The sequence below is a fragment of the Ponticoccus litoralis genome, from assembly GCF_039769985.1.
GTDB classification, from domain to species: domain Bacteria; phylum Pseudomonadota; class Alphaproteobacteria; order Rhodobacterales; family Rhodobacteraceae; genus Ponticoccus; species Ponticoccus litoralis.
Genome location: NZ_JBDNCH010000002.1, coordinates 1,440,303 through 1,460,467, shown reverse-complemented (window position 1 = coordinate 1,460,467; position 20,165 = coordinate 1,440,303). Strand labels below are relative to the sequence as shown.

The 20,165-nt window shown below is 67.0% G+C and carries 17 protein-coding genes and 4 pseudogenes; 11 read left to right on the top strand and 10 right to left on the bottom strand.

Annotated features, from left to right (window positions below; genetic code table 11):
* The first annotated feature begins 1 nt into the window (after position 1).
* The 7 genes and pseudogenes from ABFB10_RS08275 (at position 2) to ABFB10_RS08245 (ending at position 8,003) form a co-directional block, all read left to right on the top strand.
* Entirely contained in the window at positions 2-1,228 is a 1,227-nt protein-coding gene (locus tag ABFB10_RS08275) for a glycosyltransferase family 2 protein (RefSeq protein ID WP_347166150.1), read from the top strand.
* Between the two features lie 165 nt (positions 1,229-1,393).
* Positions 1,394-2,284 (top strand): UTP--glucose-1-phosphate uridylyltransferase GalU, encoded by an 891-nt coding sequence (gene galU, locus ABFB10_RS08270; RefSeq protein ID WP_347166149.1) that lies wholly within the window; start codon positions 1,394-1,396, stop codon positions 2,282-2,284.
* 337 nt (positions 2,285-2,621) lie between these two features.
* Complete coding sequence (locus ABFB10_RS08265) at positions 2,622-3,326, top strand: glycosyltransferase (RefSeq protein WP_347166148.1); 705 nt, start codon at positions 2,622-2,624, stop codon at positions 3,324-3,326.
* Positions 3,323-3,814 (top strand): glycosyltransferase, encoded by a 492-nt coding sequence (locus tag ABFB10_RS08260; protein ID WP_347166147.1) that lies wholly within the window; start codon positions 3,323-3,325, stop codon positions 3,812-3,814. The genes ABFB10_RS08265 and ABFB10_RS08260 overlap by 4 nt, the downstream gene beginning before the upstream one ends.
* Positions 3,815-3,897: 83 nt before the next feature.
* Positions 3,898-4,878: a glycosyltransferase family 2 protein gene (locus ABFB10_RS08255; RefSeq protein ID WP_430522999.1), complete on the top strand. Its 981-nt coding sequence runs from the start codon at positions 3,898-3,900 to the stop codon at positions 4,876-4,878.
* A pseudogene (locus ABFB10_RS08250) lies at positions 4,875-6,577 on the top strand (DUF5927 domain-containing protein). The gene ABFB10_RS08255 and the pseudogene ABFB10_RS08250 overlap by 4 nt, the downstream one beginning before the upstream one ends.
* A gap of 4 nt (positions 6,578-6,581) precedes the next feature.
* On the top strand, positions 6,582-8,003 hold the full coding sequence (locus tag ABFB10_RS08245; RefSeq protein ID WP_347166146.1) for a sulfotransferase family 2 domain-containing protein: 1,422 nt from the start codon (positions 6,582-6,584) through the stop codon (positions 8,001-8,003).
* 168 nt (positions 8,004-8,171) lie between these two features.
* On the opposite strand, the gene ABFB10_RS08240 is transcribed toward ABFB10_RS08245, so the two are convergent.
* The 6 genes and pseudogenes from ABFB10_RS08240 to ABFB10_RS08215 all read right to left on the bottom strand — a co-directional run bounded on the left by ABFB10_RS08240 (position 8,172) and on the right by ABFB10_RS08215 (position 12,060).
* On the bottom strand, positions 8,172-8,636 hold the full coding sequence (locus tag ABFB10_RS08240) for a PTS sugar transporter subunit IIA (protein WP_347166145.1): 465 nt from the start codon (positions 8,634-8,636) through the stop codon (positions 8,172-8,174).
* 54 nt (positions 8,637-8,690) lie between these two features.
* Positions 8,691-9,255 (bottom strand): annotated as a pseudogene (gene hpf, locus ABFB10_RS08235) (ribosome hibernation-promoting factor, HPF/YfiA family).
* Between the two features lie 258 nt (positions 9,256-9,513).
* The gene (lptB, locus tag ABFB10_RS08230; RefSeq protein WP_023848514.1) at positions 9,514-10,272 is read right to left on the bottom strand and encodes an LPS export ABC transporter ATP-binding protein; all 759 of its coding nucleotides are present in this window, start codon (positions 10,270-10,272) and stop codon (positions 9,514-9,516) included.
* Complete coding sequence (gene lptA, locus ABFB10_RS08225) at positions 10,273-10,779, bottom strand: lipopolysaccharide transport periplasmic protein LptA (protein WP_347166144.1); 507 nt, start codon at positions 10,777-10,779, stop codon at positions 10,273-10,275.
* Entirely contained in the window at positions 10,776-11,393 is a 618-nt protein-coding gene (gene lptC / locus ABFB10_RS08220; RefSeq protein WP_347166143.1) for an LPS export ABC transporter periplasmic protein LptC, read from the bottom strand. Before lptC ends, lptA begins: the two co-directional genes overlap by 4 nt.
* A gap of 13 nt (positions 11,394-11,406) precedes the next feature.
* Positions 11,407-12,060, bottom strand: a complete 654-nt coding sequence (locus tag ABFB10_RS08215) for a ribonuclease D (protein WP_430522998.1) — start codon at positions 12,058-12,060, stop codon at positions 11,407-11,409.
* Positions 12,061-12,911: 851 nt separating this feature from the next.
* Between ABFB10_RS08215 and ABFB10_RS08210 the strand changes: the two genes are divergently transcribed.
* A complete protein-coding gene (locus tag ABFB10_RS08210; RefSeq protein WP_347166142.1) occupies positions 12,912-13,604 on the top strand; it encodes a sugar transferase in 693 nt (230 codons plus the stop codon).
* 132 nt (positions 13,605-13,736) lie between these two features.
* Here the strand turns inward: ABFB10_RS08210 and ABFB10_RS08205 are convergent, their stop codons facing one another.
* Entirely contained in the window at positions 13,737-14,405 is a 669-nt protein-coding gene (locus ABFB10_RS08205; protein WP_347166141.1) for a YiaD family glycine zipper/OmpA-like lipoprotein, read from the bottom strand.
* A 155-nt stretch (positions 14,406-14,560) separates the two neighbouring features.
* Positions 14,561-15,404: pseudogene (locus ABFB10_RS08200) on the bottom strand (methylated-DNA--[protein]-cysteine S-methyltransferase).
* A 258-nt stretch (positions 15,405-15,662) separates the two neighbouring features.
* On the opposite strand from ABFB10_RS08200, the pseudogene nth reads away from it, so the two are divergent.
* The 3 genes and pseudogenes from nth (at position 15,663) to ABFB10_RS08185 (ending at position 18,618) form a co-directional block, all read left to right on the top strand.
* Positions 15,663-16,309: pseudogene (nth, locus tag ABFB10_RS08195) on the top strand (endonuclease III).
* The gene (locus ABFB10_RS08190; protein WP_347166140.1) at positions 16,306-17,295 is read left to right on the top strand and encodes an adenosine kinase; all 990 of its coding nucleotides are present in this window, start codon (positions 16,306-16,308) and stop codon (positions 17,293-17,295) included. The pseudogene nth and the gene ABFB10_RS08190 overlap by 4 nt, the downstream one beginning before the upstream one ends.
* Positions 17,296-17,442: 147 nt before the next feature.
* A complete protein-coding gene (locus ABFB10_RS08185; RefSeq protein ID WP_347166139.1) occupies positions 17,443-18,618 on the top strand; it encodes a S8 family serine peptidase in 1,176 nt (391 codons plus the stop codon).
* A gap of 53 nt (positions 18,619-18,671) precedes the next feature.
* Here the strand turns inward: ABFB10_RS08185 and ABFB10_RS08180 are convergent, their stop codons facing one another.
* Both ABFB10_RS08180 and ABFB10_RS08175 read right to left on the bottom strand, forming a co-directional pair.
* On the bottom strand, positions 18,672-19,145 hold the full coding sequence (locus ABFB10_RS08180; RefSeq protein ID WP_347166138.1) for an Hsp20 family protein: 474 nt from the start codon (positions 19,143-19,145) through the stop codon (positions 18,672-18,674).
* A gap of 194 nt (positions 19,146-19,339) precedes the next feature.
* Complete coding sequence (locus ABFB10_RS08175; RefSeq protein WP_430522997.1) at positions 19,340-20,134, bottom strand: trypsin-like serine peptidase; 795 nt, start codon at positions 20,132-20,134, stop codon at positions 19,340-19,342.
* Between the last annotated feature and the right edge of the window lie 31 nt (positions 20,135-20,165).

Here is a 20,165-nt window from a genome sequence, read left to right as displayed (position 1 = left end):
GGTGACCGGTCCGGTCAGCGTCAGCGTCGTCATCGTCAGCCGCGACAGACCGGCGGCGCTGAAACGCTGCCTGACCGGGATCGCACAGCTGGACTACCCGGATTTCGAGGTGATCGTCGTGGGCTGCCCCGCCGGGATCGCGGCGGCCCGCGCGCGGCCCGATGCGGAACACCTGAAGCTGGTCGCCTTCGACGCACCCAATATCTCTGCCGCGCGCAACGCGGGGCTTCGGGTGGCGGCGGGCGAGGTCGTGGCCTTCATCGACGACGACGCGGTGCCGGAACCGCTTTGGCTGCGGCACCTCTGCGCGCCCTTCGCGGGAGACATCGCCGCCGCCGGGGGCTACGTGCTGGGGCGCAACGGCATTTCCTTCCAGTGGCGGGCGCGCAGCGTCGACCGGCTGGGCGTGGCGCAGGACATGGAGCTGCCGGGCGAGGCGCCGCGCGTGCTTCAGCCGACCGGCGACCGGGCGATCAAGACCGAGGGCACGAACATGGCCCTGCGCCGCGCCGTGCTGGCGGCGCTGGGGGGCTTCGACCCGGCTTTCCACTTCTACCTCGACGAAACGGATCTCAACATGCGGCTGGCCGGTGCGGGGCTGGCGACCGCCCTTGTGCCGCTGGCGCAGGTTCACCACGGCTTTGCCGAAAGCAGCCGCCGCGCGCCGGACCGGACCCCGCGCGACCTGTTCCAGATCGGTGCCTCGCAGCGGGTGTTCCTGCGCAAACATTGCCCGCCGTCGCAGCAGGACGAAGCCCGGCGGGCGTTCCGGGCAGCGCAGCGCAGGCGCCTGCTGGGCTACATGCAGCGCGGTCCGCTGGACCCGCCGGGCCTGCTGCGCCTGATGCGCAGCCTCGACCGGGGCGGGGCAGAGGGGCTTCGGCGGGATGTCGCCCGCCCGCAGGCAATTCCCTGCGCACAGGCCCCGTTTCTCCCCTATCCTTCGACGGAGGGCGCGCAGAGGGCCTGTTTTACAGGCAGGCCGTGGCAGGCCCGCACCCTGAGACGGCGCGCGGCAGAGGCCGTTGCCCGGGGGCAGGTCGCCACGCTGTTCCTGCTGTCGCCAACGGCGCTTTACCACCGCGTTTCCCTGACGGAGACTGGCGTCTGGGAGCATCGCGGCGGCCTGTTCGGGCGAAGCCTGCGAAGCGGTCCGCTGGTGCGGCCCCGGCGGTTCCGGCGTCGTGTCGCGGCAGAGCTGGCGCGGATCGCGGCGGTGCGGGGCTGACACCCGAAGCCGGGGCCGGGGCCCGGGGGTATGATCTGCCCGCCATAGGCGGTATTCCGTAAAAAAATGAGGATTTCGCCTTTCGCAGGCGCAGTATTAATCCGAACCGTGTATAACGCCTCGAAACGATATGGCCAGCCGTTCTGGCATGAAAGGAGCATTCGCATGCGCAAGAAGGTCACCAAGGCAATTTTCCCTGTCGCGGGCCTCGGCACCCGGTTCCTTCCGGCGACCAAGTCGGTCCCGAAGGAGATCATGACTCTGGTCGACCGGCCGCTGGTGCAATACGCGATCGACGAATGCCGCGCTGCGGGCATCAAGGAATTCATCTTCGTCACCGCGCGCGGCAAGTCGGCGCTGGAGGACTACTTCGACCACGCGCCGCATCTGGAGCAGGAGCTGCGCAAGAAGGACAAGACAGAGCTTCTGGAGGTTCTCAAGACCACCAATATGGATTCGGGCGAGATCGCCTATATCCGTCAGGCCAAGGCGCTGGGTCTGGGGCACGCGATCTGGTGCGCGCGCCGTCTGGTGCACAACGAACCCTTTGCCGTGGTGCTGCCCGACGACGTGATCGCCGCCGAGAAACCCTGCCTTCAGCAGATGATCGAGGCCTACGAGGAAACCGGCGGCAGCATGGTCGCGGCGATGGAAGTGCCGCAGGAGAAGGCCAGCGCCTACGGCGTGCTCGACGTGGCAGAGGACATGGGCGCCATGGTCAGGGTCAAGGGCATGGTCGAAAAGCCCAAGGCCGAAGAGGCGCCGTCCAACCTTGCGGTCATCGGGCGTTACGTGCTGTCGCCCAATGTCTTCAAGCATCTCAATAAGATGAAGACCGGCGCGGGCGGCGAGATCCAGCTGACCGATGCCATTGCCGAGGAAATCGACGGCGACGGCGTCTATGGCTACCGCTTCCGTGGCCAGCGTTTCGATTGCGGCTCCAAGGCGGGTTTCCTTCAGGCCACCGTTGCCTTCGGCCTGGCGCGGGACGACCTGCGCGGCGATCTGGAGGCCTACCTGCAAGAGGTCATGACCTCGCGCAAGGCTGCCGAGTAAGGCGCCGGGGTGGCACCCGTTCTGGCAACGGGCGGGGCTGGCGAGATCGACAGCCCCGCCTGCAAGGCCTTGAAGACCGCGGGTTTCGCGCCGGTGGTCTTTAACAGTCTGCCGACGGGCTGGACGGCGCCGTGACCGTCGGCCCCTTCGGCCGAGGGCGACCTGACCGGTCGCCCCCGGCGGGACGCGGGCTTGCGGCTGTGGCGGCCCGAGGCGGTCCTGCGCCTTGCTGCCCGCAGCCGGGCCGCAAAGGCCATGGCCGGGCCCGGACCCTGCGGGCGCAATGGCCTCTGCGGGTCGCTTGCCCTGATCGCGGACACCTGCCGATGGCACAAGAATGGCCGATACGCAGCCTGACCCCCTTCGCCTGCTGGATCTGACACGGCTGGTCAGCCGCGCCGGACGGCCGCTGACCGGTGTCGACCGGGTGGAATACGCCCGGCTTCGGCATCTTTGCGGGCTGGGGCCCTTCTACGGGCTGGTGCGCACCTCGCTGGGCTATGCGCTGCTGGACGCGGCGGGCTGCGCCGCCCTGCGCGACCGGGTGGCGCAGGGTACATGGGGGCCGGCGGACCGGTTGTCGCGCCTCGTGCGCGACATCGACCCGATGCGCGCCCGGGCCGAGGCCGACGTGCGGCGCCTGTGTATCGCCCGCTGCATAAAACCGCTGCTGGGCCGCATGCTGCGCCGCCACCTGCCGCGCGGGGCGCATTACATCAACCTTGGCCATACCAACCTGACCGAGGCCGTCGCGGCGGCGCTGAAGGCGCAGGGCGCCCGGATCGCGGTGCTGGTGCATGACACGATCCCGCTGGACCATCCGCAGTTCCAGCGCCCCGGCACGGTGGATCGCTTCGCCGCCTTCCTGTCCCGCGTGGGGCGCGTGGCCGATGTGGTGATCTGCAACTCGCAGCAGACCCTGGCCGATACCGCGCGCCATCTTGGCGACCGGATGCCAGAGGCCATCGTCGCGCCGCTGGGCGTCGACCCGACCCCGCCCGGAGCGCCGCCCGGGGGGCGTGGCGCCGCCCCTATTTCGTGACGGTCGGCACCATAGAGCCGCGCAAGAACCACGCCCTGCTGCTGGACCTCTGGCCCGAGATCCCCGAGGCCGACCTGCTGATCTGCGGCTCTCGCGGGTGGGAGAACCACGCGGTCTTTGCCCGCCTCGATGCGCGGCCCGACCGGGTGCACGAACTGCCCGGCCTGAGCGACGCGCAGATCGCGGGCCTTTTGCGCGGCAGCGCGGGCATGCTGTTTCCCAGCCTCGCCGAAGGCTATGGCCTGCCCCCGGTCGAGGCGGCACTGCTGGGTGTTCCGGTCCTGTGCAACGATCTTCCGATTTACCGGGAAGTCTTGGGAAACATTCCCGTTTACGCCGATGCTTCCGACCGCTATCTTTGGCGCAACAAGATAATTGAGATGGCAGCGCACCATCGGGCAGACCGAGACGGCCAGGGGCGGGCAGCCCCGACTTTCGACCCTCCCACATGGGAGACGCATTTCAACAAGGCCTTAACCCTGACCTGATAGCTGCGCCTTTGGCAGGTCGGACCACCGGTACCGTTGGGGAAGATCGGCTCTTGGGCGCATGGCGGTCATACAAACTGCGGGTGCAGCGAAAACGCTGGCTGATCCGCGCCTTCCGCAAGCGCCGCGAGCTGCGTCCCGTCGCCAATCGCACCGCCGATATCCGGCCCTCGGACCTGCTGGTCTTCTCGACCCAGCGCAATGAAGGTGTGCGCCTGCCGTGGTTCCTGCGCTATTACCGCGAGATGGGGGTGAATCACTTCCTCTTCGTGGACAACGACTCCACAGACGGGTCGCTCGACTACCTCGCCAGCCAGCCCGACTGTTCGGTCTGGACGACGACCGCCAGCTACAAGCGCTCGCGCTTCGGCGTGGACTGGATGAACTGGCTCTTGTTCAAATACGGCCATGGCCACTGGGCCCTGACCGTCGACCCCGATGAGCTGTTCCTCTACCCGTTCTGCGACACGCGGCCCCTGCGCGCGCTGACCGACTGGCTGGATGCCTCCTCGATCAAGTCCTTCTCGGCCATGCTGCTGGACATGTACCCGAAGGGGCGGATGGACCTGCAACCCTACAGCGCCGGGCAGGATCCCCCGGAGATCGCCAACTGGTTCGACGCGGGCAATTACGCGATCTCGAAGAACTGGAACTTCGGCAATCTCTGGATTCAGGGCGGACCGCGGGCGCGGATGTTCTTTGCCGACACACCCGAACTGGCCCCGGCGCTGAACAAGGTGCCGCTGGTGAAATGGAACCGGCGTTATGCCTACGTGTCCTCGACCCACAACCTGCTGCCGCGTGGGCTGAACCTCGTCTACGACGAATGGGGGGGCGAGAAGGCCAGCGGCATCCTGCTGCACACCAAGTTCCTGTCGACCTTCGCCGACAAGGCCGCCGAAGAGCTGGAGCGCGGGCAGCATTACGGCGCCAGCCGCGAATACATCGCCTATGCCGAGGGGGTGAAGGACAACCCCGACCTCTGGTGCAAGTGGTCCGAGAAATACATCAACTGGCGCCAGCTCGAGATCCTCGGCCTGATGTCCAAGGGCAACTGGGCATGACCGTCGGCGTCGTCATGCTGGTGCATACGGCCTTCGACCGGGCCGAGCAGGTGGCCCGGCACTGGGCCGCCGCCGGGTGCCCGGTGGTGATCCACGTCGACAAGGCGGTGAAGACGGACCGTTACGACCGCTTCGTTCAGACGCTGTCCGATCTTGAAACGGTGCTGTTCTCGAAACGCCACCGCTGCGAATGGGGCACTTGGGGGCTGGTCGCCGCCAGCCAGGACGCCAGCGAACTGATGCTGACCCGCTTCGCGGAGGTGCGCCACGTCTACCTTGCCTCGGGGTCCTGCCTGCCGCTGCGCCCGGTCGAGGAACTGATCGACTACCTCGCCGACCGCCCGCGCACCGATTTCATCGAAAGCGCGACGACGGCGGATGTACCCTGGACGGTGGGCGGGCTGGACGAGGAACGCTTCACCCTGCATTTCCCCTTTTCGTGGCGCCGCAACCGCTACCTCTTCGACGCCTTTGTCGAGCTTCAGCGCCGCGTCGGCTATCGCCGCAGCCTGCCGAACGGGATCGTGCCGCATATGGGCAGCCAGTGGTGGTGCCTGACGCGCCAGACCCTGTCGGCGATCCTGCAAGACCCCGAACGCCGCAAGTACGACGCCTATTTCCGTCGCGTCTGGATCCCCGACGAGAGCTATTTCCAGAGCCTTGCGCGGCTTTACTCCACGAATATCGAAAGCCGCTCTCTGACCCTGTCGAAGTTCGACTTCCAGTGGCAAACCGCACATCTTCTACGACGATCACCTGCAATTGCTGCGCCGCTCGGACTGCTTTGTCGCGCGCAAGATCTGGCCGCATGCGGGGCGGCTCTACGACGCCTTCCTGACCGATCCCAACCGCGCCACGTCCCGGCAGGAACCGAATCCGGGCAAGATCGACCGCATCTTCGCCAAGGCGGTGGAGCGGCGGACGCGCGGGCGGTCGGGCCTGTACATGCAATCGCGTTACCCCAACATCGGCTGGGAAAACGGCGTGACGGCGGGCAAGTATTCGGTCTTTCAGGGGTTCTCAGAGCTTTTCGAGGATTTCGAGACATGGCTGGCCCGGGCCACCGGGGCGCAGGTGCACGGGCACCTCTTCGCGAAACGCCGGGCCGAGTTCGCGGGCGGGCAGACGGTGGTGAATGGCGCGCTGTCGGACAATGCCGGGCTGCGCGACAACAACAGCAAGGCCTTCCTGACCAACCTCTTGTGGAACACGCGCGGCGAGCGGCAGTGTTTCCAGCTTGGCCCGCAGGACAATATCGACATCCTCTGGAGCCTGTCGCGCGATCCCAACGCGCAGATCAGCGTGATCTCGGGCGCACTGGGCGGTGCCGCTGTTCAAGTCCAACGCCAATTTCGCCGATATCCGCGCCAAGGCCGCCGCGTTGCAGAAGATCGAAAGCGGCATGCTGGACACGCTGCGCAGCCCGGACGTCAAGGCGCGCATCCGCATCTGGTCCATGGCCGAGTTTATCGAGGCCCCGATGGAGCCCCTGCAGGTCATCATCGACGAGATCGGCCAGAAAGGCCTGCGGCGTCTGGCCGAGGCGCCACGGCTGGAGCCGCTCGCCGGCTTCGGGCAATTCCTGCAAAATCTGAAGAACCAGGGAATGCATCCCTACCTGATGGGCGATTTCCCGGTCGATATCGTCGCGCGCAACCCGGATGCGCCGCGGCGCAAGCCCTACCTGATCAAGAAGTAGCCCCATGACCCGTTTCGACTGCTTCGTGGTGTTTGCAGAAATGCGCACCGGTTCGAATTTCCTCGAAGCCAACCTGAATGCCTTCGACGGGATTTCCTGCCTCGGCGAGGTCTTCAACCCGCATTTCATCGGCTATCCCAATGCCGAGGACGTTCTGGGCATCTCGCAGGAAGAGCGGGATGCCAAACCGCATCGCCTGCTGGACGCGGTGCGGGCGGCGCCTGACATGGCGGGCTTTCGCTATTTCCACGACCACGACCCCCGCGTTCTGGACGCGCTGCTGACCGATCCGAAGGTCGGCAAGGTGGTGCTGACGCGCAACCCGGTGGACAGCTACATCTCGTGGAAGATCGCGCAGGCGACGGGGCAGTGGAAGCTGACCAACGTCAAGAAACGCAAGGCCGGGCGGGCGGTCTTCGACGGGCCCGAGTTCGAGGCGCATCTGGACGCGCTTCAGGCCTTTCAGGTGCAGATCATGAACACGCTGCAACGGACGGCGCAGACCGCCTTCTACGTGGCCTACGAGGATCTGCAGGACGTTGCGGTGATGAACGGGCTGGCGGCCTGGCTGGGGTGCCCGGCGCGGCTGGACAGCCTGAACACCGCGCTGAAGCGGCAGAACCCGCAGCCGGTGGCCGAGAAGGTCGAAAACTTCGAGGCCATGGCGGCCTCCCCGGCGCGGCTCGATCGCTTCAACCTGAGCCGCACGCCGAATTTCGAGCCGCGGCGCGGCGCGGCGGTGCCGACCTATTTTGCCGGGGCGAAGACGCCGCTTTTGTACATGCCCGTGCGGTCCGGGCCGGAGGCGGCGGTGCTGGGCTGGCTGGCCGCGCTGGACGGCGTGGCGGAAAAGGATCTTTCGTCCGATTTCACGCAGGGCACGCTGCGGACCTGGAAGCGCGAACGACCCGGCCACCGCAGCTTTACCGTGATCCGGCACCCGCTGGCCCGCGCGCACGAGGCGTTTTGCGCGAAGATCCTGACCACCGAAAAGGGCAGCTTCAAGGGCATCCGCAAGACCCTGCGCCGCGCCCATGCCCTGCCGATCCCCGAGGGCGAGCCGGGGGCGGATTATGACGTCGATGCCCACCGCGAGGCCTTTACCGCCTGGCTGACCTTCGTGAAGGCGAACCTGTCCGGGCAGACGGCGGTGCGGGTGGACGGGCACTGGGCGTCGCAGGCGCAATGCATTCAGGGCATGGCCGACCACACGCTGCCGGACATGGTCGTGCGCGAGGACGAGATGGCCATGTACCTGCCCGCGCTGGCGATGCAGGCGGGGCACGAGGCGCCGCCCGATCCGCAGCCGGTTGCCACCCGCGCGCCCTTTGCGCTGGCGCAGATCTACGACGACCGGATCGAGGCGCTGGCGCGCGAAGCCTACCAGCGCGACTACGACATGTTCGGCTTCGACGACTGGTCCTGAGACGACTGGACCTAGGCGCGGCCCCGGCGGGCGGCACTGTTTGCGCTGGCGCGCAAAGGCGCCCACCCACCGGCCCCGGTGCAGCAAACGCAACCGCCGGCCCGGGGGCCGGCGCGTCCTGTGGTGAGATTTGGCGGATGCCGCGGGGCAGGCGCCGGAGGACGGGCCTCAGGCGGCCTTCACGGCCTCGGCTTCTGTCAGGATGGTGTAAAGCGTCGCCGGGTCCGGGTTCGCCCGCAGCTTGGCACAGAGTGCCGGATCGCGCAGCGAGCGCGAGACCAGCGCCAGCGCCTTCAGGTGCTCGACACCCGCATCCTCGGGCGCGAACAGCCCGAAGACCAAATCGACCGGCTGCCGGTCGACAGAGGTGAAATCGACGGGGCGATCCAGGAGGATGAACACCCCGGCGACCTTTTCCAGCCCCTGCAGGCGGGCGTGGGGCAGGGCAACGCCGTGCCCCACGCCGGTCGGCCCAAGCGATTCACGCTCGAGCAGGGCCTCTATCGTGGCCTGGCTGTCGAGCCCGTAGGCACTTTCTGCAAGTTCGGCGACATCGTGGAGCAGGCGTTTCTTGCTCGAGGTTGATTGGACAACCTTGATGGCGTCGCTCTTCAGAAGGTTGGTAAACTTCATGCCGTGCCTGTCATGCTGTTAAGACTTGCCCGTAGCGTGAGACCGCCCCCGGTTTTACGGGTCGATCCAGCCGATATTGCCATCGTCGCGACGGTACACGACGTTCACGCTTTCCTTCTTCTCGTTCCGGAACACCAGGACGGGCGCGCCTGCAAGTTCCATCTGCATCACTGCTTCGCCGACTGACAGCGAGGGAATCTTCGTCTCCATCTCTGCCACAATCATCGGCTGCAGCGAGTCCGGCTCGGTTTCGACCGAGATCCAGTTCTCCGGCGAGGATATACGAGGACGCGCCGAAATGTTCAACAGGACCGGTCCTGTCCTTGTGATGGTCCTTCAGGCGGCGCTTGTAGCGGCGCAGCTGCTTGTCCATCTTTTCGGTGCAGGACTCGAATGCGGCATAGATTTCGGGGGCATGGCCCTTCGCCGCGGCGTTCAGGCCGCTCGACAGATGCACGATGACTTCGCAGACATATTCGTGCGCGGCCTTTGAAAAGATCACGTTCGCATCGGTGGGGCGCTGGGAATACTTCTCCAGCATCGAGCCCAGCTCGTTTGTGACGTGGGTCTGCAGCGCTTCGCCGACGTCGATCTGCTTTCCGGTGATCTGGTAACGCATGGTGTTTCCTTTACGTCATGGTCCGATAGCGGAATGACCCCGGGGGAGGCCCCGGTGGGATCGCTTCATATCGGACTCTAGGGAAGGTGCATGGACGCGGATCGGGGCGATCCGGCCTCGGGATCGAGGGTCATGCCGTTCAGCCTGTCAGCGTCTGGATGCACCATAACCTCATTTGAGTTGGAAAGCCCCCCTGCTGTCAATCGAAACCGTCATGCGACTGTCACGTAAGCGGGGACGGACCGTCGTTGATCTGACTCAACCGAAGCGAAAATTGTCGCCAAGGTAGACGCGGCGGACGTTTTCGTTCTGGACCACCTCTTCCGGGGTGCCGGACATCAGCACGGTGCCGTCGTGCAGGATATAGGCGCGGTCGACGATCTCCAGCGTTTCCCGCACGTTGTGGTCGGTGATCAGCACGCCGATGCCGCGCGTCTTGAGATCGGCCACGAGGTGGCGGATGTCGCCGACGCTGATCGGGTCGACCCCGGCGAAGGGTTCGTCCAGCAGCAGGTACTTGGGGTCGGCGGCAAGGCAGCGGGCGATCTCGACCCGGCGCCGCTCGCCGCCCGACAGGGCCAGCGCCGGGGCGCGGCGCAGGTGCTCGATAGAGAACTCGCCCAGCAGTTCCTCCAGCCGCTCGCGCTTCTGCTGGTTGTCGCGGACGGATATGTCCAGAACGGCGCCGATATTGTCCTCGACCGAGAGGCCGCGGAAGATCGACATTTCCTGCGGCAGATAGCCGATGCCCAGCCGCGCGCGGCGGTACATCGGCAGGTAGGTCGCGTCGCGCCCGTCGATCAGGACCTGCCCGGCGTCGGGATTCACCAGCCCGGCAATGGCGTAGAACGAGGTTGTCTTGCCCGAGCCGTTGGGCCCGAGCAGCGCCACCACTTCGCCGCGATCCAGCCGCATGGTCACGTCGCGGATCACGACGCGCTTGCGGTAGCTCTTGCGCAGGTGGGACACGCGAAGGCCGCTGTCGCCCTCGGTCACCGTCAACTCGGGTCTGGCCAACTACTGCCCTCCGCCGGTCTGCGCATCGTCCTGCTGCTGAAGCACCGTCTTCACCCGGCCCGACATCCGCGCGGTGCCGTCTTCGAGGTTGACGGTCATCCGTTCCGAGGTCAGCGCGTTCGGCCCCTGCGTCAGCAGCACGTTGCCGGACATGACGACCTGCCCGGCCTCGATGTTGTAATCGGCGCGCTCGGCCTCTGCTGCCTCGGAGCCGCTGACCATGACGACGCCGCCGGTGGCCTCCAGCCGCTCGATCCGGCCCGCCGCTTCGGCATAGACCACCAGAACGCGCGGGGCCGACAGGCGCATCTCGCCCTGTGCGATGATCACGTTGCCGGTATAAAGGGCGGTGCCGTCGGACTGGTTCACCTGCAGATGGTCCGCGGTGACCTCGACCGGGGCGCGGGTGTCCTGCTGCATCCCGCCGAACTGCACCTGTGCCCCCTGCTGGGCCATGGCAGACAGCGGAAGCGCGGCAAGGGCGGCAGCAAGGACAAGGCGCATCATTCGGCAGAACTTCCTTCTTTTGGCGGCTGATATACCAGCTTTACGCCTTCGGTGAACAGCAATTGCACATCGCCGCCCGTGCCAGAGGCCTCTATCCGCATCCGTCCCGCCTCTAGCGTGCCAAGCGGGCCCGCGCCGCTGACCGGGCCAAGGGTTTCCGCCTCTATGCGGTCCAGAACCGTCGTCATGGCATCGGTGTCCAGCGTGTAGCCGGTCGAGCTGCGTATCCGCACGCCGCCTTCCAGAAGGGCCGTCTCTGTGCTGTCGGTCAGGGTGGCGCTGAGCGCATCGAGAAGGATCTCGCTGCCGTCTGTCAGGCGCACGGCGGCGGCAAGATCGTCGGCCACGACGCGCCCGTCGCTCTGCGGGCGGACACGGGTGGCGGTCATGGTCAGGAAGTCGCCGCGCTGGGTCTTGCCGGAGTAATAGGGCGCGGACACTCCCTCGCGCGTGGTCTCGCCGTCCTGCAGGGCCTCGACGAAGGGCACGGTCTCCATCGGTTCGCGGCGATCCGACAGCAGGAAGATCGTCGACAGAAGCGCAAGCGCGACCAGCGGCAGGACGATCTTCGCCCAGGCGATCACCCGCGAGTAAAGGCCCGGGGCCCGGGCCATGGATCAGCGCGCCTCAGGCATGGGCGAAGATATCCGTGTCCGGCCAGCCTTCGAGGTCCAGCACCGCGCGCGCCGGAAGGAAGTCGAAGCAGGCCTCGGCCAGGTCGCGGCGCTCTTCGCGGTCCAGCATGGCGGTCAGGGCGTCGCGCAGGCGATGCAGGTACAGCACATCCGAGGCGGCATAGGCCATCTGCGCATCGGTCAGGGTTTCCGCGCCCCAGTCGCTGGACTGCTGCTGCTTCGAGATGTCGACGCCCAGCAGTTCCTGCGTCAGCGCCTTCAGCCCGTGCCGGTCGGTATAGGTCCGCACCAGACGGCTGGCGATCTTGGTGCACCAGACAGGCGCGGCAAGGGCGCCGAAGGTGTTGTACATGGCGGCGATGTCGAAGCGGCCATAGTGGAACAGCTTCAGAACCTCCGGGTCTTCCAGCAGGCGGGACAGGTTCGGGGCGTCGGTCTGGTCCTTCGCGACCTGTACAAGATGGGCATGCCCGTCCCCGGCTGACAGCTGCACGACGCACAGCCGGTCGCGATGGGGGTGCAGCCCCATGGTCTCGCAGTCTATGGCGACAACCGGCCCAAGGTCGAGGTCGTCGGGCAGGTCGCCCCGGTGCAGGAAGTTCGTCACGGCTGACCTTCGGAAGTTCTCGGCTTTGATGCTGGACATATCGCCGGGGCGCGGGTCTTTCAACTCTGCCCCGCCCCGGTGCAGGGGTAAAATGGGGCGATCCGATGGCAAGGCGGCGCTTCCGCGAATCGGAATCGGGCGGATTTATGGCGATGCCCGGGCAAGGTTTGGGCGCCCCGATCACGCCAAAGCCGGGTTTGTAACATTTCGTGAGGAAAGTTACTCACCTCTAGGGTGTTTTGCGCCGGGCCGCCGTCGCGGCGGTGTCTTGGGCCGGGCTGCAGGCCCGGGGGCAATCCTGCGCGGCAAGAGGGCAAGCGCATTGTTTCCCGCCAGAGGGAGAAATATCCGCGACGATAGCGGGCACTACCGCAGGGATTGTGAAGAACTTTGACCGAACCGTCAAAAAACCGGGAATTCCGGACAAACCCGTCGGCAGGGCTGGACGGCGGCGACCGAACTGTTTCCTCCGCCCCCGCCCGGGCGTGTCCCGTCATGCGCTGGCATCAGAGGCTTCAATCGCAATTTTGCGGGTCGTTTTGAGGTGCGCAAAAGAGCGAAAAACTTCTCTTTAATCCGAATGGCCGAGACCGCAATTCAACCCAAAAGTGTATTACGTAAGCTCGGTTGACGGAAGGCAAAGGTCCATTCATAACAGCAAGGTACGGCGAATTTGACAGGATTTGGTCTCAATTTGCCGGGCTGCTGCGCTAGGGGGTTGGTGCAATAGGTGAATTGGGAGTGTGCCGTGCGCGCAGCGTCAGCTGGCGACGTCCGGACAGGCTGTGGCCGCAGGGCCGCAGAATACGCCGTTGCGGCGTGCCTTGTCCGTGACCCGCTGAACGCGGCTCTGGTGGCTCTCGTCTTTGATTGGCTCGAGGGAGGTCAATTTGTCATTATTCATGCGCCAGCCGATGCCCACGGCAGCCGAGGGACACGCCCGTGCCCACACCAGCCTGACCGCTGCCTCGCACGGCCAGCTTTACCGCCATGGCCTGAAGCGCGTCCTGGACATCGTTCTGGTGCTCCTCACCGCCGTGCCCGCCCTGATCGTGGTGCTGTTCTGTGCCCTGCTGGTGGCGCTGGACGGGAAATCGCCGTTCTACACGCAACTTCGCGTCGACCGGGACGGTCGGACCTTCCGCATGCTCAAGCTGCGCTCGATGGTGCCCGATGCCGATGCCCTGCTGGCCAAGCACCTGCAGGACGACCCGGCGGCCCGGGCCGAATGGGCGCATTCGCAAAAGCTGCGCAACGATCCCCGGATCACATGGATTGGCCGGATCATCCGCAAGTCCTCGCTGGACGAGCTGCCGCAGCTGTGGAACGTCCTGATCGGCGACATGAGCCTTGTCGGACCGCGCCCCATGCTGCCCTGCCAGACCGGCATGTACCCCGGCATGGCCTATTACGCACTGCGCCCCGGTCTGACCGGTTTCTGGCAGATCTCGGTGCGGCACGAGAGCTCTTTCACCGAGCGCGCCCGCTATGACACGGCCTACCTGTGGGAGCTTTCGCTGCGCACGGATATCGGCGTGATGCTTCGCACCGTACAGGTGGTGCTGCGCGGCACCGGCTGCTGACCGGTCGACCGCCGGGGGCCGCGCGCGCAGCGACGCGCGGGCCGACACAGGGCCAGCCCGCACCAATTCTCGCACAAAAAAACGCCGCGGCCTGGGCCGCGGCGTTTCTGTTTGTCCGAAGCGACGCCTGGATCAGGCGTTCGGCAGGATCACGATTTCGACCCGGCGGTTCTGCGCCTTGCCGGCAGAGGTCAGGTTCGACGCGATGGGCTGATCCTCGCCACGGTCGATGACGCTGAGACGCGAGGACGGCACACCCTCGGAGACCAGCACGTTGGCGACCGACTGGGCGCGGCGCTGCGACAGGTTCAGGTTGTAGGATGCCTCGCCGTCAGAGTCGGTGTGGCCGATGACCTGCGCGGTGGTGTTGGGGTAGGCCAGCAGGCTCTGGCCGACGTCGCGCAGGTCGGAGACCAGCGTCGGGCGCAGGGTTGCGCTGTCGGTGGCAAAGAGGATGTCCTGCGGCATGGTGACGATCAGGCGGTCGCCGGTGTTGCGGATGTCGACCTCGGACCCCAGCTGCTGGCGCAGCTCGGCGGCCTGCTTGTCCAGCTGGTTGCCGATGGCGGCACCGGCGGCTGCGCCGACGAGGGCGCCCGCGACAGTGGCGCGGTTGCGTTCGCCGACATCGCTGCCACCCGCGGCGCGGCCCGCGAGGGCACCGGCGGCGGCCCCCAGCAGGGCGCCCTGCTTGGCCTTCTGGTTCGGGTCGTTCTGGAACATGCCGCTGCCATCGGTACAGCCGGCCAGGGCCAGCGCCAGGCCGGCGGTGATCAGGATAGGTTTGCGAGCTCGGATCATGGGTCTACTGTGCCTCTTCCGCGTTGGGATAGCATGCCCGCTTGGCGGACATTTGCTCATACGTAAACCCTATGTAGAGGGGCTGCGACAGCTGTCACCGGGAAAATCGGAAAACCGGCGCCAATCGGCGGAATAGTGCCCGAAAACAAGGGGTCTCAGGCCTCCAGCCGGGCGGATTCCCACGCCAGGATGGCGCGCTTGACCGGAAGGCCCCAGTGGTAGCCGCCCAGCCCGCCGGATTTGCGCAGCGCGCGGTGACAGGGGATCAGGTAGCTGATCGGGTTGCGGCACGACCGCCGTGCCGACCGCCCGCACCGCCTTGGGATGGCCCACCGCCTGGGCGATTTCCGAGTAGGTGGTGACATGGCCCGAAGGGATCCGCATCAGCGCCTCCCAGACCTTGATCTGGAACGGCGCCCCGATCAGGTAAAGCGGCACCGGCCCGTCCTGCGCGACGCCGAAGGCCCTTCGGACCCGGGGGCGCAGACGCATCGGATCCTCGGTATAAAGGGCCTTGGGCCAGCGCGAGACGAGATCGTCCATGGCCGCCGCCTCGGAGGTTTCGGCGGCGAAGGCGATGCCGCAGAGGCCCTTCTCGGTACCCATCACCAGCGCCGGGCCGAAGGGGCTTTCGAACCAGCCCCAGTAGATCACCAGCCCCTCGCCGGCGCGGGCGAAGTCGCCGGGGCTCATGGCCTCCCAGCGCAGGAAGAGGTCGTGCAGGCGCCCGCTGCCCGACAGGCCGGTGGCCAGCGCCGTGTCCAGCGTGGTGAAGCGATCCGCCAGCAGGCACTTGGCGTGGCCCGGGGTAAGGTACTGGCGGTATCGTTTCGGAGAGACCCCGGCCCAGGCGCTGAAGAGGCGCTGGAAATGCGCCGCGCTCATGCCCATCTCTGCCGCGATCTGATCCAGCGAGGCCTGCGGGCCAAGGCGGTCGACCGCCTCGATGGCGCGGCCCATGACCTTGTAGTGATAGCTGTCGGTTTCGTCCCCGGGCATCGTCTCTCTCCGTCGCGGATGGCGTCAGGATAGCCCGGCGCAGGCTCTGCCGCGACCCGGATGTTGCGCAAGCGCCGCCCGGGCCAGAGGTATTTGGGCCAAGAAGAAGCAGGGGGGCGGCCCCGGGGCGGCTGTCGGTCCGTTTTGCGCTTTTTTGCAGGGGAGGCGCCGGGCGGTGTGGCCCTGCGGCGATCTGGGTTGCCATGGGCGCGCGGCTTTGCCTTGCGGCGCGCTGCGGCAATTGGCATGAGGGGCGGCATGGCGAAACAGCTCGATTATCACACTCTGCGAGAGATCTTCACGCGCTTCCGCGATGCCGAGCCGGAGCCGAAGGGTGAATTGAACCACGTCAACGCCTATACGCTGGTCGTGGCGGTGGCGCTTTCGGCGCAGGCCACGGATGCCGGGGTGAACCGGGCCACGGCGCGGCTTTTCGAGATCGCCGATACCCCGGACAAGATGCTGGCGCTTGGCGAAGAGGGGGTCATCGAGCATATCAAGACCATCGGCCTGTTTCGCAACAAGGCGAAGAACGTCATCAAGCTGAGCCGCATCCTTGTCGAGGAGTACGGTGGCGTGGTGCCCTGTTCGCGGGCCGCGCTGGAAAGCCTGCCCGGTGTCGGGCGCAAGACCGCCAACGTGGTGCTGAACATGTGGTGGCACTATCCGGCGCAGGCGGTGGACACGCATATCTTCCGCCTCGGCAACCGCACCGGCATCTGCCCCGGCAAGGACGTGGTCGCCGTCGAGCGCGCCATCGAGGATCACATCCCGGTCGATTTCCAGCAGCATGCCCATCACTGGATGATCCTGCACGTACCGTTACATCTGTGTCGCGCGCAAGCCCAAATGCGGGGCCTGCCTGATCTCGCGACCTCTGCCCCTTCGAGGAGAAGACCCAATGAAGAAGTACCAGGTTGTCGGCATCGGCAACGCCGTCGTCGACGTTCTGACCCGCGCCGACGACAGCTTTCTCGAACATATGGGCGTCACCAAGGGCATCATGCAGCTGGTGGAGCGCGAGCGCGCCGAGACGCTGTATGGCGCGATGGAGAGCCGCGTGCAGGCGCCCGGAGGTTCGGTCGCGAATACCCTGGCCGGGATCGGCAACCTTGGCCTGCGGACCGCCTTCATCGGGCGCGTGCACGACGATACGCTGGGCCGTTTCTACGCCGAGGCCATGGCGAAGGACGGCACCGATTTCGTGAACCCGCCGGTGCCGGGTGGCGAGCTGCCGACCTCGCGGTCGATGATCTTCGTCTCGCCGGACGGCGAGCGGTCGATGAACACCTACCTGGGCATCTCGGCCGAGCTTGGCCCCGATGACGTCGCCGAAGCGGTGGCGGGCGAGGCAGAGGTGGTCTTTCTGGAAGGCTACCTCTTCGACAAGCCCAAGGGCAAAGAGGCCTTCCTGAAGGCGGCGCGGGCCTGCCGGGCGGCGGGCGGCAAGGCCGGGATCGCGATTTCCGACCCCTTCTGCGTCGAGCGGCATCGCACCGACTTCCTGACGCTCATCGAGGACGAGATGGACTTCGTGATCGGCAACGAGGCCGAGATCCGCTCGCTCTACCAGAACGACGACCTGGAGGCGGACCTTGCCGCGGTGGGTGCGATCTGCCCGCTGGTGGTCTGCACGCGGTCGGGGGACGGGGTGACGATCCTGCACGAGGGCACGCGCACCGACGTGCCGGTGAAGAAGGTCGTGCCGGTTGATGCCACCGGGGCGGGCGACCAGTTCGCCGCCGGGTTCCTCTACGGGCTGGTCACCGGCTGCGACATGGGCCGGGCCGGGGCCATGGGCACGGTCGCGGCGGGCGAGGTCATCGGCCACATGGGGCCGCGCCCCGAGGCGAACCTTCAGGCGCTCTTCCGCCAAAAGGGCCTGATCTGAGCGGAGCCACGCCGGCTCTGCCGGTCGGGCCCCGGGGGCGGCGGGCGGATTTCACGCCTTTTTCACGTAGCACCCCTTTTGCATTTCCGGCGGCCCTGTAGCCTGAAACCCTGACCGGCGCGGTCGGGTTTCGGGTTTGGGGATTTCATGACGACCTATATCTTGCTCAGGGACCGAAGCGGCAACTGGCGCCGCCCCTCCGTGTCGCTTGGGCCACGGATCGAGCCGCGCAACCCGGCCCGGCCCGCCGAGCCCTTCATCGAGGTTGCGGACCTGTCGCCCGGCGATCTGCGCGCGGCCATGCGCGACGAGGCCGTGCTGACCGCCAGCCCCGCCATGCCGACCCGGTTGATCAGCCCGGCGCCGCTGGACGGGCTGCGCGACGATTCCGCCGAGGCCGGCTGGGGCCTGCGCGCCATCGGGGCCGATTGCACGCCGCTCTGCGGGCAGGGTGCGCGGGTGGCGCTGCTGGATACCGGGCTGGATGCCGCGCACCCGGCCTTTCACGGGGTCACGGTGACGGGCCGGGACTTCGCCGGGACGGGGCTGGAGGATGCCAATGGCCATGGCACCCATGTGGCGGCCACGATCCTGGGTCGCGACCTTGGCGGGGTCCGCATCGGCGTGGCCCGGGGGGTCACGGAACTGCTGGTCGGCAAGGCCCTTTCGGACAACGGTCTGGGGCGCTCCGACGATTTCCTGAACGCGGTGCTCTGGGCCCTGCAGGAAAAGGCCGATGTGCTGGGCTTCTCGCTGTGTTTCGACACCGTCGCCCATGTCATGGCCCTGATCGAGGAAGGCTATCCGCAAAGCCTTGCCACCGCCTCTGCGGTGCATGCCTATCGCGGCAACCTGCGGGTCTTCGAGATGATCCTCGACATGCTCGGCGGGGACTCGGGCACGCTGATCCTTGGCGCCGTGGGCAACGACAGCCTTCGGGTGATCTCGGAGGGCTTCGAGACCGGCCCGGCGGCCCCGGCGGCGGCGCGCGGGGTGCTGTCGGTTGCGGCGCTGGGACGGGAGGAGGGCGCCCTGACCCCGGCGCCCTTCTCGAACCTCGGGGCGGCGCTCTGCGCCCCCGGAGAGGGGGTGGTCTCTGCCGCGATGGGGGGCGGGACGCGGGTGCTGAACGGCACCTCGATGGCGATGGCCCATGTGGCGGGGATCGCGGCGCTTTGGGTGCAGCGGCTGCACGAGGGCAAAGAGGCCGTGACCGCCCTCAGCCTTGCGGCCCGGCTGATCGGCGGCGCCACGCGCAGCGGGCTGGGCCCGGCGGCCTCCCGCGTGGACATCGGCCACGGGCGGGTGCAGGCGCCGCGCTGACAGCAAAAGGCCCCGGCGGTTGCCGGGGCCCGGTCTGTGCGCGGCGCGAGGGGTCAGTTGACCGTTTCGGCGTCCACCACGTCTTTCTGGACGGCCACCGACTGCGGGCGGGCGATCTCGATCCGGCGCGGCTTCAGCGCCTCGGGGATCTCGCGTTGCAGGTCGATGTGCAGCATGCCGTTTTCATGCAGGGCGCCCGAGACGCGGACATGGTCGGCCAGATGGAAGCGGCGCTCGAAGGCGCGGGTGGCAATGCCGCGGTGCAGGAAGCTGCGGCCTTCGTCCTCTTCGGCCTTGCGGGCCGAGACGACCAGCGCCTGCTCCTTCACCTCGACCGACAGGTCGCTTTCGGCGAAGCCGGCCACGGCGATCGAGATGCGGTAGGCGTCATCCGCCGTCTTCTCGATGTTGTAGGGGGGATAGCCCGCCTGCGTGGTGTCGCTGGCCAGAACGCGATCCATCATCTGGGCGATCTGGTCGAACCCGACGGTCGAGCGGTAGAGCGGTGCAAAATCGAAATGTCGCATGGAATCCTCCGTTGAGCGATCCTGTTCAAGTGCGGCGCCTTCCCATGGGGGACAGGCGTCTTGGGGTGTGCGGGACCCTGTCGCAGGCATCCCGGTCTCCTTGATTTGGGAAGTGTTCCGGCGGTTTCAAGTGCGCCTGCCGCGCGTTTTCTTGCAAAGAAAACGGACCGAAATCTTTGCAAGATTTCGGCGCGTCAGGGCCGGATGAAGCGGGCGCCCGTGTCGCGGCGGGTGCCCGCCTGCATCGGTTCCAGCCCCGCCCCGCTGTCCGCCTGCGCCTCCAGTTCGGCGCGCAGCCCGGCCAGCGGTTCGGCAAGGTCCAGCGCCAGCGAGACCGGCGCGCCGTTGGCTTCGGCCTTGGCCGAGACGACCGACACGATGCGCGCCAGACCGTCCTCTCCGAAGCGGAACACCGGAGAGCCGGAGGCGCCGAAGTCCACGGTGCAGGACAGGATCAGGATCGCGTCCTGCAGCGAGATCACGTCGCACAGCTCTTGGAGCGAGGGCGCCTCAGAGCGGTCATGGGCGTAAGAGACGACGCCGACGCGGTCGCCGGTGCCGGGCCGGGGGCCGGTGTCGAAGGGGGTGACGGTGGTGTTGCGGATCGGGTGTTGCAGGCGGATCAGGGCAAGGTCGCGGCCGACGCGCCGCGCGTCCGAGGGGGCGTCGTAGGCATAGTCCGGGTGGGCGACCGCGCGGCGCACGCGACGGTAGGCGGCGGCCCGTCCGTTGCGCCATCCCGCCAGAAACTGGATCTGGTCCTCCGGCACCCGCGCGCCGGTTTCGGCGTCAAAGAGGCAATGCGCGGCGGTCACGACGATATCCGGCGCGATCAGGGCGCCGGTGCAGAAGGCCTTGCCCGCGAGTTCCAGCCGCCCGACGGCTTCCCATTGCCGTCCGTCCTGCCGCGAGCCCATCGACAACAGGCCCTCTGCCGGGGCCATGCCACCCCAGAGCAGCAAAAGGACGGAAAGGAGTAATCGGTTCATTGGCATCCCGCGCATCTGCCAAGGGCTCTAG

Excerpts from the sequence above, each read along its gene's own strand:
- galU (WP_347166149.1), top strand. The coding sequence starts at position 1,394 with ATGCGCAAGAAGGTCACCAAGGCAATTTTCCCTGTCGCGGGCCTCGGC.
- ABFB10_RS08265 (WP_347166148.1), top strand. The coding sequence starts at position 2,622 with ATGGCCGATACGCAGCCTGACCCCCTTCGCCTGCTGGATCTGACACGG.
- ABFB10_RS08245 (WP_347166146.1), top strand. The coding sequence starts at position 6,582 with ATGACCCGTTTCGACTGCTTCGTGGTGTTTGCAGAAATGCGCACCGGT.
- ABFB10_RS08240 (WP_347166145.1), bottom strand. The coding sequence starts at position 8,636 with ATGAAGTTTACCAACCTTCTGAAGAGCGACGCCATCAAGGTTGTCCAA.
- lptA (WP_347166144.1), bottom strand. The coding sequence starts at position 10,779 with ATGATGCGCCTTGTCCTTGCTGCCGCCCTTGCCGCGCTTCCGCTGTCT.
- lptC (WP_347166143.1), bottom strand. The coding sequence starts at position 11,393 with ATGGCCCGGGCCCCGGGCCTTTACTCGCGGGTGATCGCCTGGGCGAAG.
- ABFB10_RS08215 (WP_430522998.1), bottom strand. The coding sequence starts at position 12,060 with ATGTCCAGCATCAAAGCCGAGAACTTCCGAAGGTCAGCCGTGACGAAC.
- ABFB10_RS08205 (WP_347166141.1), bottom strand. The coding sequence starts at position 14,405 with ATGATCCGAGCTCGCAAACCTATCCTGATCACCGCCGGCCTGGCGCTG.
- ABFB10_RS08190 (WP_347166140.1), top strand. The coding sequence starts at position 16,306 with ATGAAGAAGTACCAGGTTGTCGGCATCGGCAACGCCGTCGTCGACGTT.
- ABFB10_RS08185 (WP_347166139.1), top strand. The coding sequence starts at position 17,443 with ATGACGACCTATATCTTGCTCAGGGACCGAAGCGGCAACTGGCGCCGC.
- ABFB10_RS08180 (WP_347166138.1), bottom strand. The coding sequence starts at position 19,145 with ATGCGACATTTCGATTTTGCACCGCTCTACCGCTCGACCGTCGGGTTC.
- ABFB10_RS08175 (WP_430522997.1), bottom strand. The coding sequence starts at position 20,134 with ATGAACCGATTACTCCTTTCCGTCCTTTTGCTGCTCTGGGGTGGCATG.